Source organism: Aeromonas sp. (genome assembly GCF_050252055.1).
GTDB classification, from domain to species: Bacteria; Pseudomonadota; Gammaproteobacteria; order Enterobacterales; family Aeromonadaceae; genus Aeromonas; species Aeromonas caviae.
The window spans coordinates 525,818-540,425 of sequence record NZ_JBFWLQ010000002.1 but is presented as its reverse complement, the minus strand read 5'-3'; the positions used below and the strand labels follow the sequence as shown (position 1 = coordinate 540,425).

Sequence of the window (14,608 nt, the reverse complement as noted above, 5' to 3'; positions counted from 1 at the left end):
AAGGACAGACTCCCTACAGCATGTTCAAAAAGGGTCTGAAATTGATACCGAAGGAAGTGCGCACTAAAGTAGCGTAAACAAGACACCGGTTTGAGGCCGGTGTCAGGTGATAACTAGATCTGTACAGCATTTTAAACACTACACGGTGATAGTCTCTCTTGAAGAGATTAATAACAAGTTGTCCCTATCAACACTAAATTTTCTTCACTATACGTGAAAAACAACCAAATGGATTTATAGCGTAAAACGTATATTTCCTCATTAGTGCCAGACAATCTACTTACATCTGGTCTGGTTTTAAATGTTTGAGGATCCAAGCTAGATAAAAGGTGTGTGATCTCAGATATCGAGGCAGGAACATCGTTGTTTATAAGGTCATTGATGCAATGTTCGGAAATCAGTAAATTCATTTTGTTTTAACCTTTAATTCCTTAAGCAAATCAGAAACATTTATCAGCTTTACTTGTTGAGGATCAAGCTTTACTAGTGCTGCAAAAGCATCAAGCTTAGTTTTTCTGATGTAACCTATACAGTGTGCATCGTCAGTAAATTTCAGAATGTTTTCATCATGCTTCAAGAATTCAACGTGCATGTAAATCCATATGAAACTAAGTACTAGCAATGCCCAAAATGAAAATGCGTCATTTACTAACTTGTAATCTATTTCCCCTCCAGGAGCAATTTCAGTAGCTAATAAGCTAGAGAAAACCCCAATTAGAATTGTTAGTAGTAATGTAATCATTAATCTGATTTTGGGTGAGTTAATTATTTTTCCTATGCTTTAATTTTTCCGTTTTTTAAAGCTAACAGCGATTAGGTGGGAAAAATGCCAACTCATAACATAGTTTTCCATTTCACCACATACTGTTCATGTAATTGGTAAGGACATATCTTAACAATGGTATTACTAACCTGTGTCGATTGTCTAGACGTATTCATTAGACCTTCTCTATTGGCTTCAGTAGCTGCGTGCAAATGCGTCAGTTCGAAAGCTCAATCAATACACACAGGCCAGGGTTATGATCGTTTTACTTTGGGTGATTTATAGGCGGTCTCTACATCTGACGATAGGTCACGACTGCACCGGCACAATGTTGGCATGTATATGGGTTCGGGACATTTGGCAGCCGATTGGTTGGGCTATCCGAAGACTTCTAGATTGTACTGCCAGTGCTGGCAAAATCTATACCGCCGTTCTTGTCGATGTTCACTTATACCTGTTATCAAGAAAGTAGAGTTTGCCCATGAGCTGCTATTTGTAGGGGGCGTATCGGGTCGTTCGCCCTGCAGGGCTTCCAGCTTTGAAAATAGGTCAGTCAAACGCTACCGCGCTCATAAGTTCGTCAAACAACGGGCTTTCCACTTCATGTCGGTCTGCCCAGTCTAATTTATCAAGCACGCGCCAGAGCTCACACCGATATGGATTGGGCAGCGCTGCGATCCACTGCTGGCATGCCATGAATCCGCAAGCATTGAACAATTCGTAGCAATCCATCACCAGCGCCGGCCAATGCTCATCATCTGGGGGAACGGCGTCGGGCTGTTCGTCCAGCTCTGGTATACCGACCATGGCACGCAGCCATTCCAGCTCGATAAGAGGGTCGTCATCGCCCGATGGGGTCAAGCGGCACGACTGCACCTGCCCGTTCTCAAGCCAGAGGGTGAAACCGTCCGCTGTGACACTGGCACCAGCCCGCAAGCGGTCGATGGAGAAGGTCGATAACCCCCATTGTTCCCTCATGATCTGGTTTGCGAAGGCATCAGATTCTGGCCGCGTACAGTTATTGTCAGAGCTCCAAGGTGCCGGGCTGTCGCCCGTCTTAACCCCAATACCCCAAGCCGAACCCTCGGCGGCCTTGGTGGCCTCGAAGGTACCGGCGGGCACTACTTCCCACCCTGTCAAACGGGTGCGTACACCCAGGCGGGCGGTGTGCAGGCCCATCAGGCGTTTGATGTCTTCGCCATAAGCGTTGGCTTGCTCCTCGATGAGGTGGGCCAATTTGATGGGGTGTTCGGCGCGGGTCGCCAGGGCGCCGCCCATGGCCTGCAGGTAGCAGCGGAAGATGCCGTTATCAGCGGCAAAGCGGGCGGCCTCAAAGCGTGGGTCTTGCAACACCGGCTTGGGGGGGCCCACCAGATCGCCATGCTTCTTGGCGTTGCTGATGCGGCGCAGCTCGCGCCACACCCCGACAGGGGCGCCGCCAATTTGCTGGAAGGTGCGGATCCCCCACCAACTGGCCCAGGCACATGCATGCTGGGCACCTTGATCAGCCGGGGTGTCAGACTCCTGATCACCATCCACATGCTCACCGTCGATGTTCTTGGCGATATAGGCGGCGATGTAGCCGGTGGCGTCCCCTTTGGCCGGGTCTATCTCCTTCCAGTCAAAGCGGGGTTTGATGTCGGTGAAGGGCGGGCGCCCCTGGATCTCGCGCACCAGCTCCTGATGATCATCGGTGAGGGCATAGCGTTGCAGGGTGCTGATTACCCGCCATTTGTTGGCAGGGCGCATAATAGAGCAGCATGTGCCAGTGCTGGGTACCGTCGTGATGTGGTTCGCACACCCGAAGGCCGTAGACGGGGGCATCGGCCCGCTTGAGGGCGGCCCGGGTCAGGCTCCATAGCTTGGCCAGATAAGCGCAGGTTTCCCGCGGCGTTGCCCCTTCATAGCGCTTGTTCTCGACGGTCTTGCCGTCGTGTTTCTGTGTCCAGGCATGAAAGCGGGAAGGTGCCGTCCAGGTGAAGAAGACCCCCACATGCCCTTGCTCTTCGGCGTAATCTTCAAAGCCGCGTATCCGCACCATCATCTCATTGCAGCGGTTCACCGGGTTGGCGTTGCTGGCCTCCCAGCAATCCTTCATCGAGATCACCAGGTCATGCTGGGTGTTCATTACCTCCGACTCGGCCAACCAGCGCATCATGGCCCGCTTGCGCTCACGCACTACCTTCATGGTGGCGTTCGACACATACGCCGACACCCCCTTGCGCACCTTGCCGAGCACGATGTTGATGTGCTCCTGCAGTCTGTCCCAGGTGCGGTTGATGCGTTTTTCCCACCACTTGGCAGAGAGCAGGCGCACCATCACGCTCAGGATCCAGTTATCACGCACCTCCTCGGTTTTGAATTCGGGCAACTCCCCTATAAAGCCCCACTGGTCGGCAGGCTGGCGGATGGCTTCCCATGTCAGCAGCAGATCCGGCTCATCGCCGGCTTTGATGCCCTGCTCGATGTTGTGCCAGATGGCGGCCGTCTGGTTGGCGAACTGATGCGCCACCCGCTTGCGGCTCTCTTCATCGCGCAGGGCCTGTGGGTCCGGCAGGGCCTGGATAAGGCCGCGCACCAGCTTCGTCCGCTCACGAAGCCAGATGTTGCCATTGCGGGCATGGCGGGTGCTGCCATCTTTGCGGCGTCGCACGTATTGCTTGAACAGGGTCTGGCTGAGCTGGGGGGAGAGGCCATCGAGAACTTGCACTGCCCACGCCAGATCAGATTGGCCGGGTACGCCAACGAAAGCGGCGTCAAGCTTGACGCCGGGTAGAGCATTGGAAAGGGTATCGATGCGCTGCCGCAGTGTCCTTTTCGACAGCGGCAGCCTGGTGGTTGTTCGACTCATTGGATGGCGGTACCAGATAACAAGCTGATGCGGGATTGGCAGCCCTGGATGCGCTGCTGCGCATGGGCTTTCATGCGGCGGGCTGTCGCACACTGGCGCAGCAGTAGCGTGATACTGCCCCGGGGTCGGACTGGTAGCCTGCGCGCATTGGCCAGCTCCCGTTGATAAAGACGCAGCCGCGCTGCGTCTTCCCGATAGGTCTCTTGCCAGCGGTGCATCAGGCTGGTCAGCTCCTGTTGCAGGTGATGGGTCACTGGATCACCTCACCTTGTCCGTGCAGCGGGGCGCACTCGCGCCACCAGTCGCCAATCTCCCGGGCCAGGGCGGTTTCACCCTGACCCAACGCCAGCCAATAGACGGATCGCACGGCCCCGAGTGCCAGCAGCTCCCGGGCGATGTCTCTATCCCCCCGGGCTTCACCACCGGCGGCGATAAACTCGGCGCGGGCTGCCAGCCAGTGAGTGACCAGCGGGCCATGAGTCGGGGCCATGGCTGGCCCCTCTTCGTCATCGTCCTCACCGCTGTCGTCATCCAGCAGGGCGGCCGGATTGCAGGTGGCGACCAGTTGGAGCTGGATGTATTGCTGGCCGGAGTAAATCCCGCCCAGGGCGATGCGGTTATCTTCGGCATTGGCTGCGAACATGTCGGCCAGCAGCCCTTCGACGAGCTTGGGGGCCTGACGGGCAATCTTGATGGCGTCGCTCATGGGCAGGCCCTCCGGTTCAAGGTGACAAAGAGCTGGTGCCAGCCTTGGCTGGTTTTGCCCTGGGCACGCAGGTTGCGCCCTTCCGACCCGCGCAAACGCACACGGGTTAATCTGGCGAGGTTAAGGGGCAGCTCTGCCGCCCGGGCCAGTGCTTCCTGTTCCGATATGGGATGAAAGATTCGGCTCATGCCTGCACCGCCGCCGATCTCGCGGTATCCCAGCTCATAGTTCTTGAGCGTGGTGGCTGGAATACCGAGCTGATCGGCAAACTTGGGGCGGCTCAGTTTCAACTGCTCCCGCAACTGGCGCAGGCGCTTGGCCGCATGGTGGTTGAGCAGGTTGATCTGGGTTGGTTGGGTGTGCATGGTCAGGCTCCTTGTGAAAGAGTGCAGGGATTGATGCGGCTGAACAGAGAAGCCCAAGCCAGTGCGGTGGTGCGTTCCATAAGCGCAATCCCGTCAGGGTGTTGGCTAAGACGGGTGCCATAGCGGCCCGTCAGCTTGCGTTGCTGGATGCGAAGGTTGCGCAGGGCGCAGGGGATCGCTAAAGTTGCCATGTCGACTTCCTCATACGTTGTTGATAGAGGCCCGCTTGGAGTTGCCGCTCCGTTATGCGGGCTTTTTACTGCCCGATAGGGCGCGGGCCTTGCCCGGTCATCTGGCTTGCCGCCAGCACGGCGCGCTTCAAGCGAAGCTTTGCCGCTCTCTCTTTCTTCTCCCTCTCGATATCTCCGATGGATCTGGTGTTCAGTGCCGGATGCCAGACTTTGCTGTCACAACCGCCGTGAAAGGCTTTCTGATACTCCAGCGCGATCACCGCCAGCCTGATCGCCTCACGCTGTGCATGGGGCAGGGCTGACAGGGTGGCGGTCATCAGTTCGCCCCGTGGCTGGCGGGCAATGGCACAGATGGCCGCTTTCTTGGTCTGGCTCAGTGCCAGCCAGTCGTTATCCAGACTTGAGCGTGTCTTGCTGAACAGCTCGCGCAACAGCAGGCAGCCGGCGGTATTCATGGCGAGCTGTTCGGTGGGCGTCAGGCCCGCCAAATTGCGTTGTTCATGTTCAATGCGTTGCATGGTGGTTTCCCCTTCACATGGTCGCGGCCTGCATCAGGATGTCTGATGCGCAGGCCAGGGCGGGCACCGCCTGAAAGCGGGCCTCGATGTCGTGGATCAAGATGGCGAGCGATCCCATTGCCGAGGTGGCCACGCTCACCAGGGTGTTGCGCTCCGAGCGGGTGATCCGGCCGCGGTCGGTCAGCTCCAGCGCGCGTTGGCCAATGCTGGCAATCTTGGCGTTCAGATCGATGGCCTGATGGGGCAGGGAAGGGGCCCGTTCTGCCTGGGGGATGGCAACGGCCGTCAAGCCACAGCCAAACAGGGCGCCATCGAACAGAGTTTCATCGCCCTCACTCGCCTGGGTGATGGCAATCAGCTCGGCCACCGTCAGTTCGTGGGGCTGATCGGGGTTTAACTTGTTGCGCAGGAGCTGCGGATTCATGCCTACCCGCTGGGCGATCTCGGCCATGTTGTGACTGGCGGCAAAGCGTTGGCAGGCGCTTATCCAGTGCGGATGTTTGCTGGCGTATTCGGTAAACATGCGAACGTCTCCTTGACCCGTTATGGTGTTGGCAGGTTCACGCGAGCGTCATGGTGACGTAGCGCTCACCCTGATAACGGGCCTGCATGTACAGGGCGAAAAGGTTGACCTCACGAGGTGCGCCCGGGCCGTCTTGCAAGATGGGCAACTGGCCGCGGTCGGCGCGCTTTTTAACTGCCCCAATCGTTAAGCCCTGACGCTTGGCGTACTCCTCCAGGCTTTCACTGACGCGATTGCCAAAGGGGTAATCAAGCGGCAACTGGCTCACATCGCTCGGGATACGGATGGGTTTGATTCGAGTAACCATGGTGAATCCTTCTCAGGGGGTTCAAACACTGGGGGTGGGTTGTTGCGGGGGGCTGTGCGCGCCGGCCTTCAATTTGCCGCCGGTCAGCACCTCGATCTGGTAGGCGCGGCCTTGGGGGATGGTTTCGTCCCACTTGCTGACAGCGGCGTGAGAGATCCCAATAGCCCGGGCAATGGCAGTGATACTGCCGAAGTGTTCTAAGACGTCATGTTTCTGCATTCTCGATCTCACAAAGTATAACTTAAGGATCATTGATGGCCGAGGCGTAACTTATGTAATAAACGGGAGTCAAGAGAGTTTGATACTTAAGTGCGATTTTGGAGTGGTAACTTAGGTTTCATGGAAACGATCAATGACCGCATAACTGCCAGCCGGCAGGCACAGAAAATAAGTAAGGCTGAGCTTGCCCGGCGTGTTGGTATTTCCCATGCGTCTGTTAGCAAGTGGGAGTCGGGACTTAACCAGCCAAAGGGTCGCTATCTCAATGATTTAGCGGCAGCGCTGGGGGTCACTGTTGACTGGCTTTTGACTGGAGACGGGGAGTCGAGGGGACAACCTGCACCAGAGGCGATGCCCGGATATCACAACGTCGAACCGGCCGTGATCCCACAAGGTACGCGCGTGCCTGTGCTGAGCTATGTTCAGGCCGGCCACTGGCACGATATGTGTGAGCAGGCCACGGCCTTTGATGGCAACGTCGAGTATGTGACGGCGGGGGTGGATGTTGGCCCTTGTGGTTTCGGCCTCTGGTTGCGTGGCCAGTCGATGGAACCCTTCTTTAAGGAAGGCGACCTCATCATCGTTGACCCCGACGAAGCGCCCCAACCAGGGGATTTCGTCGTAGCCAAGAACGGCAGCGAAGAGGCTACCTTCAAGAAATACCGGCCTCGCGGCATCGACGAGAGCGGGCAGGAGGTGTTTGAACTGGTCCCCCTCAATGACGATTTTCCCACCATGCACTCCGACCGGCAGCACATCCAGATCATCGGCGTGATGGTAGAGCACAGATCATATAGAAAAAGACAAACAGGGCGCTAATGCGCCCTGTTTTTTATTTCTTATACCTCTTGGCCTAGGTGAGAGCCAGCAAGGAGAATAGATGCCAGAGTTTTACGATGTGCCCGCCGTCTTTACCGCCAAGCGCAATAAGCAAAAATTACTATTAGGCCTGCGTGGCATCTTATGGGGGCTCACGGCGGATCGCCGGCTAAATGAAACAGAAATACTGTTCTTGGCCACATGGCTTAAATCAAACACCGCACTGAATCGCGATCGAGATTTTCAAGCTATCCAGCAAGCAGTAGAGGCTGTGCTAGAGGACGGGATCATCACTGCTGATGAGAAAGATGAGCTATATGCGTTGCTTCAAAAGGTATTCAGAGATGCAGACGATGATAAAAGGCCACAGGATACCGATGGAGTTGTGAACCTTTTGCTCGGATTTTTGCAAGGGATCAGTGCTGATAACCACCTTTTAGATAAAGAGATAGCCCTGCTTGCCCATATTGTAGCGACAGATTCGGCCTCGGTTATATGGCCTGGCAACCTGCTCAATAAGCGACTCCAGCGTATTATCGAGGAGGGTAGCATCTCCGATGAGGAGCGTGGCGAGTTACTTGGCCTCATCAAGCAAATCACTGGTGAGAATTTCACCGAGACAGGGCTGGCTGTTGGCATGGCAACGAAAGTTTTCGCAGATGGTGACGTGATGAGCATCTTTGGCAAGCGTGTCTGTTTCACTGGCAAGTTTTTCTCTGATACTCGCTTCAACCTTGAACAGCAAGCCAAGGCTCTGGGAGCCGAACCGGTGAAATCGATGAGCAAAATGGTCAATGTGCTGATCATTGGTGGCCTGGCCAGTCGAGACTGGATGTTCACCAGTCATGGCCGAAAGATAGAGGCGGCTATCAAAGCCAGAAATGAAGGATGTAACATCCAAATCATCAATGAAGAAGATTGGGTACGGATTGCCTCCGAGCCGTTATAGCCGGTCAGAGGTTTGAGTTATGTATAAGATTCGAAAGATAACTTAGCACGGGGTATGTAATGTTTGATAACTCTAAAATTATTGATAAGCAGGCATTTTTTATTTACGAGAAAACTGATGGCAGCATTGAAGGCTATCATGTTGTAAATGTCAGCATCTCTGACCACCATCTACAAGGAGTTGCACTGCCTCAAAGGCAATTTAGAACATTTCGCATTGATAGAATAATTGCAATGTTTGAGGAAGAAGGGGGATTGCGAAATGCTGATGTCCCTTCATTGAAGGCTGTATCATCATCAAGATCTTTGAAAAAGGCTATTCCACAACATTCAGATAAGGCTGAAATAGCCTTTACTGGTTTCTCCAAAATGGATCGAGATCGTTTAGAGAGACAGGCTGCAGATGCTGGATTAAGCATCAAGAAAGATGTAACAAAGCGACTGGCTTATTTATGCTGTGGACCTAATACAGGCCCAACAAAAACTGCTAAGGCGCGTGATAACGGTGCTTTAGCATTGACTGAGCAACAGTTTACAGCCCTCATTACGACTGGTGAGCTACCCGAGGTCGGTGAATATGACCTGATTATGGGGGCTCCATCGACTGAGCCCAGCAATGATATTGATTATATCCGAGACACTTTTACTACTTGGCGAACTCTGCCCAGACGACAATGCTTAATTGCCCGCTTTGTTGATGGTTATGCTGCTGGTTGGAGATTTTGTGTGCATGAAGCACATAGACCTGCACTGGATATAAAGCAGACGGTGTTATCAACATCAAATCCTGATAGGCCAAAAGAGAAAATATCAAAAAGCGTCTGGACTCAAGGCCACGCTTTTAATTTTATCGGTGGCGAACTGATTTGTAGTCACGTATCAGGCCATCGAGGTCCATGGTCTGAATTTGTTAAAATGACGAATGAACGAGTACTATCTGTTAAGTTTTCAACCCCTGCGGGATATGACACTGTTGATCGTATAGAGGGGGAGTTTACTGGCGTACTGCGTAGGAATAACGCCAGCTCTGCTCAGGGTGAGCGTTCGCAAGACCGAATCCCTTTGGCAATCAATTCTCAAGCCTATGATGAAGGGACTGTAACGATCGCAGTATCTCAGCCAGATGGTGAACGCTTGGTCGAAATTGAGCGAATAACGCTTACGCAGGTGGAGTTTGTTACTCTTCTCCAAAATGGAAGTTTCGCGCGGACAACAACTCTATCAGACGGTTCATCTTCCATCGAAATTTATAGTCCATTTGAGCGGCAACACGTATCGGAGCAGGCACCTCAACTTGAATCAATATGACGACAAGCCCAAATTGTTGCTGGCCGAGAAGTTAACGGCCTCATCAGGGTAAACCGTTGCTACTAAGAGTGAGGAGCTGGCAGATAGCTGGCTCCTCGTCTGTGACCGCCACCACCGCGATGGGTCCCATCATACCCAGCCACCTATGTATATCGTAGCCTCAGTTAAACACTGCTAACCATCATATTATACTGTATAAAAAAACAGTGTATTAATGGAGGGTGATGACAGTGAAACTGCAGTGGTTGGGTGCGGGGCTAATGTGCGGGCTGCGGGGATGGGTAAACGCCTTCCTGTATAAGGAGGGACGATGAGCATCAAGTCCACGCCCGAGGGGTATCTGGTCGATATCCGCCCGCAGGGGAGGGAGGGCAAGCGGATCCGTAAGCGCTTCAAGACCAAGTCTGAGGCCCAGCAGTTCGAACGTTGGGTGATCGCCACCGAGCACAACAAAGAGTGGGTGGACCGCCCGGCAGACAACCGGCCGCTCTCCGAGCTTATCGAGCTCTGGTGGCGCTACCATGGCCAGACCCTGAAAGCAGGGGAGGCGGTGCGGAAGAAACTCCACAATATCGATGCTGCGTTGCGCCACCCGTTGGCGAGACAGGTGACCCGGGCGCTGTTCTCCGAGTATCGGGCGCAGCGGTTGCAAGCTGGCCGCCAACCCAAGACGGTGAACCGTGAGCAGGAGATGCTGGGCGGGGTGTTCTCGGTGCTCATTGATCTCGGCCATTATCACCATGAGCACCCGCTCAAAGAGATGAAGAAGGTCAAACTGGTCAAACTGGTCGAGCGGTCGATGGGCTACCTGACCCAGGACGAAATCGGCGACGTGCTGGCCGCGCTATCCGGGGATAACCTGAAGGTGGTCAAACTCTGCCTGGCCACGGGGGCGCGTTGGAGTGAAGCGGCCAATCTGCGCCGCGAGGATGTGCTGGCCAGCCGGGTGACCTACATCAACACCAAGAATGGCAAGAACCGCACCGTGCCGATCTTGGCCGAGCTGTGCCAGGAGATAACGAGCGGGGTGAACCGGGGCCCGCTGTTCCGTGACCTTGACTATCTGGTGGTGCGTGACGTGCTCAAGACCGTGGCGCCGGATCTGCCAGCAGGGCAGGCGGTGCATGTGTTCCGCCACACGTTTGCATCACACTTCATGATGTCCGGGGGCAACATCCTCGCGCTGCAAAAAATTCTGGGCCACCACAACATCCAGCAGACGATGACCTATGCCCACTTCGCACCGGACTATCTGAGCGATGCGGTGCGCTTCAACCCGCTGGAAAACCCACTGCCTTCCGCATGATAAAATGTCCACAAATTGCCCCAAACAGGGTCGCCACGGGGCTTTTGATGTACCCTCAAGTCGCTCGTAACTCATTGATATTTATCTATGTTGTTGTTTTTATTAGACATGGAAAGGGGGCTCAGGCCTCCTTTTTTGTTGCTCATTTTTGAGCGTTGGCAGGTAGCATGCCACGTTCATAAATGCTTTATCCTTCCATATGCCAACAAACTAGAACAAACGATGCTTGTTTCAATCCTGTTGCATCTGGCTTGTGGCTTTTCCATATAACAAAATGATTTGCAGGGAGAAAAGCCCGTCATAACTATGGTCAGCCAAGGGGCTTTTTTTGTATTATTCCCCTCTTGACCTTATTTAGCCTAAAGGCTCCTGTTCCGGGAGTGGTGACGAGGAAGACATGCAACAGCTTGAAGAAGTAGTCGGCCAGGCCAAGGCCGAAATTGAGGGCGTAAGCGACATCGCCGCCCTCGACGAAATCCGGGTCAAATATCTGGGTAAAAAGGGCTTTTTTACCGAGCAGATGAAGGGACTGGGCGCCCTGTCCGCTGAAGAGCGTCCCGCAGCGGGCGCCGTGATCAACCAGGCCAAACAGCAGGTTCAGGATGCCCTGAACGCGCGTCGTGAAGCCCTCGAAATCGCCGTGCTGAACCAGAAGCTGGCCGCCGAGACCATCGACGTCAGCCTGCCGGGCCGCCGCATCGAGAATGGCGGTCTGCACCCGGTGACCCGTACCATCGAGCGCATCGAGCGCCTGTTTGGCGAGATGGGCTTCAAGGTTGCCCGTGGTCCCGAGATTGAAGATGGCTTCCACAACTTCGATGCGCTGAATATCCCGGCTCACCACCCGGCGCGTACCGATCACGACACCTTCTACTTCAATCCTGATCTGATGCTGCGTACCCACACCTCGGGCGTGCAGATCCGCACCATGGAACATCAGCAGCCGCCGATCCGCATCATCGCGCCGGGCCGTGTCTATCGTAACGACTACGACATGACCCACACCCCGATGTTCCACCAGGTCGAAGGCCTGCTGGTTGACGAACATGCCAGCTTTACCGAGCTGAAAGGCATCCTGCACGACTTCCTGCGCAACTACTTCGAGGAAGACTTGACGATTCGCTTCCGTCCTTCCTATTTCCCGTTCACCGAGCCGAGCGCCGAAGTGGATGTGATGGGCAAGAACGGCAAGTGGCTGGAAGTGCTGGGCTGCGGCATGGTGCACCCGAACGTGCTGCGTTCGGTCGGCATCGATCCGGAAAAATACTCCGGCTTTGCCTTCGGCATGGGCGTTGAGCGCCTGACCATGCTGCGTTACGGGGTCAATGACCTGCGTGCCTTCTTCGAAAACGACCTGCGCTTCCTCAAGCAGTTCAAGTAAGGGCGAGAGAACATGAAATTCAGTAAATCCTGGGTGATGGAGTGGGTCCGCACCGAGTTGAGTGACAATGTACTGGCCGAGCAGATCACTATGGCCGGTCTGGAAGTGGACGCCGTGGAAGCGGTGGCCGGCCAGTTCAACAATGTGGTGGTGGGTGAAGTGGTCGAGTGCGCCCAGCACCCGGACGCCGACAAGCTGCGGGTGACCAAGGTCAATGTGGGCGAGGCCGAGCTGCTGGACATCGTCTGCGGTGCGCCGAACTGCCGCGCCGGCCTCAAAGTGTGCGTGGCCAAGGTCGGGGCGACCCTGCCGGGTGATTTCACCATCAAGAAAGCCAAGCTGCGCGGCCAGCCGTCCCACGGCATGCTCTGCTCCTTCAGCGAGCTGGGCATCGACGTCGAAGCCGATGGCATCATCGAGCTGCCGCTTGATGCCCCCATCGGAACCGATATCCGTGAATACCTCGCGCTCAACGACGTCAGCATCGATGTGGATCTGACCCCGAACCGTGCCGACTGCCTCGGCATCGCGGGTCTTGCCCGTGAAATCGGCGTGCTCAACAGCGTGGATGTGGTCGAGCCAACCTGGGCGCCGGCTGTTGCCACTATCGATGCAACCTTCCCGATCCGGGTTGAAGCGCCGGCAGATTGCCCCCGTTATCTCGGCCGTGTCATCAAGGGGCTGAACCTGCACGCCCAGAGCCCGCTCTGGATGCAGGAGAAGCTGCGCCGTGGCGGTATTCGTTCCATCGACGCCATCGTTGACATCACCAACTACCTGCTGCTGGAATACGGCCAGCCGATGCACGCCTTCGACCTGGCGACGCTTGAAGGGGAACTGGTGGTGCGTCGCGCCCGTGCCGACGAGCCCATGACCCTGCTCGATGGCAACGAGGTGAAGCTCAAAGAGACCACGCTCGTGATTGCCGATGGCAAAGGCCCTGCCTGCATGGCCGGCATCTTCGGCGGCGATCGCACCGGTGTCTCCGAGACCACCACCGACATCCTGCTGGAGTGCGCCTTCTTCGCGCCGCTCTCCATCACCGGCCGTGCCCGTGCCTACGGTCTGCATACCGATTCTTCCCACCGCTTCGAGCGCGGGGTGGATCCCGAGCTGCAGGCCAAGGTGATGGATCGTGCCACCCGTCTGCTGCTGGACATCTGCGGCGGTGAAGCGGGTCCGGTCATCGAAGTCAAATCCGATGCCCATTTGCCCAAGGCTGCCCCCATCAAGCTGCGCCGCACCAAGCTCGACAAGGTGATCGGCATCAGCGTGGCGGATGCGCAGGTGGTCGAAATTCTGACTCGTCTGGGCATGCAGGTAACCGTGGATACTGACGGCTGGACCGCGCTGGCTCCCTCCTGGCGTTTCGACATCGCCATCGAGGAAGACCTCATCGAGGAAGTGGCCCGCATCTACGGCTACAACAACATCCCGAACCTGAAACCCGCCGCCTCTCTGGCGATGGTGGAGCAGGCTGAAGGACAGGTGACCCTGAAGCGGGTGCGCGACCTGCTGGTTGACCGCGGTTTCCAGGAAGCGATCACCTACAGCTTCGTGGATCCCAAGGCTCAGCAGACCCTGTTCCCGCAGAGCGATGCCATCGTGCTGCCGAACCCGATCTCGGTCGAGATGTCCGCCATGCGCGTCTCTCTGTTCCCGGGTCTGGTGCAGGCGGTGGTCTACAACCAGAACCGTCAGCAGCCACGCGTGCGCCTGTTTGAGCAGGGCCTGCGTTTCATCAAGGACGAGAATGCCGAGAACGGCATCCGTCAGGAACCCATGCTGGCCGGCATCATCACCGGCAACCAGGGGGACGAGCACTGGGATGTCAAGGCCCGTCCCGTCGACTTCTTCGATCTGAAGGGTGACCTGGAAGCGGTACTGGATCTGACTGCAGAAGGGGCTACCTTCACCTTCGAGCGCACCGAGCACAGTGCCCTGCATCCGGGCCAGAGTGCAGCCATTCTGCGCAATGGCGTCGTGATCGGCCACATCGGCGTGATCCACCCGAGCCTCGAGAAGAAGCTGGGGCTCAAGAGCCGCGCTGTCATGTTCGAGCTGGAGCTGGACAAACTGACGCCGGCCAAGGTGCCGGTTGCTGCCGAAGTATCCAAGTTCCCGGCCAACCGTCGCGACATCGCCGTGGTGGTTGACAGACAGATCCTGGCAGGCGACGTTCTGGCAGTAATTAAAAAAGTTGGCGGAAATCAGTTAGTTGGAATAAACTTGTTCGACGTATACCAGGGCGCTGGTATGGCAGAGGACAAGAAGAGCCTGGCCATCAGCCTGGTGTTGCAAGACACCCAGCGCACCCTGGAGGAGAAAGAGATCGCCGAGACCGTGGACAATGTCGTGCGGGCCCTCGGTGAAGAGTTGAATGCATCCTTGAGGGATTGATCT

At 55.8% G+C, this 14,608-nt stretch carries 14 protein-coding genes and 2 pseudogenes; 6 read left to right on the top strand and 10 right to left on the bottom strand.

Features of this window, described 5'->3' with window-relative positions; all coding sequences use genetic code 11:
* Window positions 1-406 precede the first annotated feature (406 nt).
* From AB7E19_RS06065 to AB7E19_RS06020, 10 genes and pseudogenes are all read right to left on the bottom strand, one after another.
* On the bottom strand, window positions 407-592 hold the full coding sequence (locus tag AB7E19_RS06065; RefSeq protein WP_427934731.1) for a hypothetical protein: 186 nt from the start codon (window positions 590-592) through the stop codon (window positions 407-409).
* Window positions 593-1,312: 720 nt separating this feature from the next.
* Window positions 1,313-3,614 (bottom strand): annotated as a pseudogene (locus AB7E19_RS06060) (replication endonuclease).
* Window positions 3,611-3,868, bottom strand: a complete 258-nt coding sequence (locus AB7E19_RS06055; RefSeq protein WP_427934730.1) for a hypothetical protein — start codon at window positions 3,866-3,868, stop codon at window positions 3,611-3,613. Before AB7E19_RS06055 ends, AB7E19_RS06060 begins: the two are co-directional and overlap by 4 nt.
* Window positions 3,865-4,320 (bottom strand): hypothetical protein, encoded by a 456-nt coding sequence (locus AB7E19_RS06050; protein ID WP_373871044.1) that lies wholly within the window; start codon window positions 4,318-4,320, stop codon window positions 3,865-3,867. The genes AB7E19_RS06055 and AB7E19_RS06050 overlap by 4 nt, the downstream gene beginning before the upstream one ends.
* Window positions 4,321-4,487: 167 nt before the next feature.
* Window positions 4,488-4,685, bottom strand: a pseudogene (locus tag AB7E19_RS06045) (helix-turn-helix domain-containing protein); the annotation flags it as partial.
* A 2-nt stretch (window positions 4,686-4,687) separates the two neighbouring features.
* A complete protein-coding gene (locus tag AB7E19_RS06040; RefSeq protein ID WP_048207736.1) occupies window positions 4,688-4,876 on the bottom strand; it encodes a hypothetical protein in 189 nt (62 codons plus the stop codon).
* 65 nt (window positions 4,877-4,941) lie between these two features.
* Window positions 4,942-5,394, bottom strand: a complete 453-nt coding sequence (locus tag AB7E19_RS06035) for a hypothetical protein (RefSeq protein WP_048207735.1) — start codon at window positions 5,392-5,394, stop codon at window positions 4,942-4,944.
* 13 nt (window positions 5,395-5,407) lie between these two features.
* Complete coding sequence (locus AB7E19_RS06030; RefSeq protein ID WP_323881393.1) at window positions 5,408-5,917, bottom strand: phage regulatory CII family protein; 510 nt, start codon at window positions 5,915-5,917, stop codon at window positions 5,408-5,410.
* Between the two features lie 37 nt (window positions 5,918-5,954).
* Entirely contained in the window at window positions 5,955-6,224 is a 270-nt protein-coding gene (locus AB7E19_RS06025; RefSeq protein ID WP_253584939.1) for a DNA-binding protein, read from the bottom strand.
* A 21-nt stretch (window positions 6,225-6,245) separates the two neighbouring features.
* Window positions 6,246-6,443, bottom strand: coding sequence for a Cro/CI family transcriptional regulator (locus AB7E19_RS06020; protein WP_427934729.1), 198 nt, complete (start codon window positions 6,441-6,443; stop codon window positions 6,246-6,248).
* Between the two features lie 120 nt (window positions 6,444-6,563).
* Here AB7E19_RS06020 and AB7E19_RS06015 point away from each other — a divergent pair, with 120 nt between their 5' ends.
* The 6 genes from AB7E19_RS06015 (at window position 6,564) to pheT (ending at window position 14,605) form a co-directional block, all read left to right on the top strand.
* Complete coding sequence (locus tag AB7E19_RS06015; RefSeq protein WP_427934728.1) at window positions 6,564-7,262, top strand: LexA family protein; 699 nt, start codon at window positions 6,564-6,566, stop codon at window positions 7,260-7,262.
* Window positions 7,263-7,323: 61 nt separating this feature from the next.
* The gene (locus AB7E19_RS06010) at window positions 7,324-8,211 is read left to right on the top strand and encodes a BRCT domain-containing protein (protein WP_427934727.1); all 888 of its coding nucleotides are present in this window, start codon (window positions 7,324-7,326) and stop codon (window positions 8,209-8,211) included.
* 59 nt (window positions 8,212-8,270) lie between these two features.
* Complete coding sequence (locus AB7E19_RS06005; protein ID WP_427934726.1) at window positions 8,271-9,518, top strand: hypothetical protein; 1,248 nt, start codon at window positions 8,271-8,273, stop codon at window positions 9,516-9,518.
* A 310-nt stretch (window positions 9,519-9,828) separates the two neighbouring features.
* On the top strand, window positions 9,829-10,824 hold the full coding sequence (locus tag AB7E19_RS06000; protein ID WP_427934725.1) for a phage integrase: 996 nt from the start codon (window positions 9,829-9,831) through the stop codon (window positions 10,822-10,824).
* A 397-nt stretch (window positions 10,825-11,221) separates the two neighbouring features.
* Window positions 11,222-12,205, top strand: coding sequence for a phenylalanine--tRNA ligase subunit alpha (gene pheS / locus AB7E19_RS05995; protein WP_043155490.1), 984 nt, complete (start codon window positions 11,222-11,224; stop codon window positions 12,203-12,205).
* 12 nt (window positions 12,206-12,217) lie between these two features.
* Window positions 12,218-14,605, top strand: a complete 2,388-nt coding sequence (gene pheT / locus AB7E19_RS05990) for a phenylalanine--tRNA ligase subunit beta (RefSeq protein ID WP_427934724.1) — start codon at window positions 12,218-12,220, stop codon at window positions 14,603-14,605.
* The last annotated feature ends 3 nt before the right edge of the window (window positions 14,606-14,608 follow it).

Coding starts and splice junctions, on each gene's coding strand:
- AB7E19_RS06065 (WP_427934731.1), bottom strand. CDS start 592: ATGCACGTTGAATTCTTGAAGCATGATGAAAACATTCTGAAATTTACT.
- pheT (WP_427934724.1), top strand. CDS start 12,218: ATGAAATTCAGTAAATCCTGGGTGATGGAGTGGGTCCGCACCGAGTTG.
- AB7E19_RS06050 (WP_373871044.1), bottom strand. CDS start 4,320: ATGAGCGACGCCATCAAGATTGCCCGTCAGGCCCCCAAGCTCGTCGAA.
- AB7E19_RS06035 (WP_048207735.1), bottom strand. CDS start 5,394: ATGCAACGCATTGAACATGAACAACGCAATTTGGCGGGCCTGACGCCC.
- AB7E19_RS06000 (WP_427934725.1), top strand. CDS start 9,829: ATGAGCATCAAGTCCACGCCCGAGGGGTATCTGGTCGATATCCGCCCG.
- AB7E19_RS06020 (WP_427934729.1), bottom strand. CDS start 6,443: ATGCAGAAACATGACGTCTTAGAACACTTCGGCAGTATCACTGCCATT.
- AB7E19_RS06030 (WP_323881393.1), bottom strand. CDS start 5,917: ATGTTTACCGAATACGCCAGCAAACATCCGCACTGGATAAGCGCCTGC.
- AB7E19_RS06040 (WP_048207736.1), bottom strand. CDS start 4,876: ATGGCAACTTTAGCGATCCCCTGCGCCCTGCGCAACCTTCGCATCCAG.
- AB7E19_RS06015 (WP_427934728.1), top strand. CDS start 6,564: ATGGAAACGATCAATGACCGCATAACTGCCAGCCGGCAGGCACAGAAA.
- AB7E19_RS06010 (WP_427934727.1), top strand. CDS start 7,324: ATGCCAGAGTTTTACGATGTGCCCGCCGTCTTTACCGCCAAGCGCAAT.
- AB7E19_RS06025 (WP_253584939.1), bottom strand. CDS start 6,224: ATGGTTACTCGAATCAAACCCATCCGTATCCCGAGCGATGTGAGCCAG.
- pheS (WP_043155490.1), top strand. CDS start 11,222: ATGCAACAGCTTGAAGAAGTAGTCGGCCAGGCCAAGGCCGAAATTGAG.
- AB7E19_RS06005 (WP_427934726.1), top strand. CDS start 8,271: ATGTTTGATAACTCTAAAATTATTGATAAGCAGGCATTTTTTATTTAC.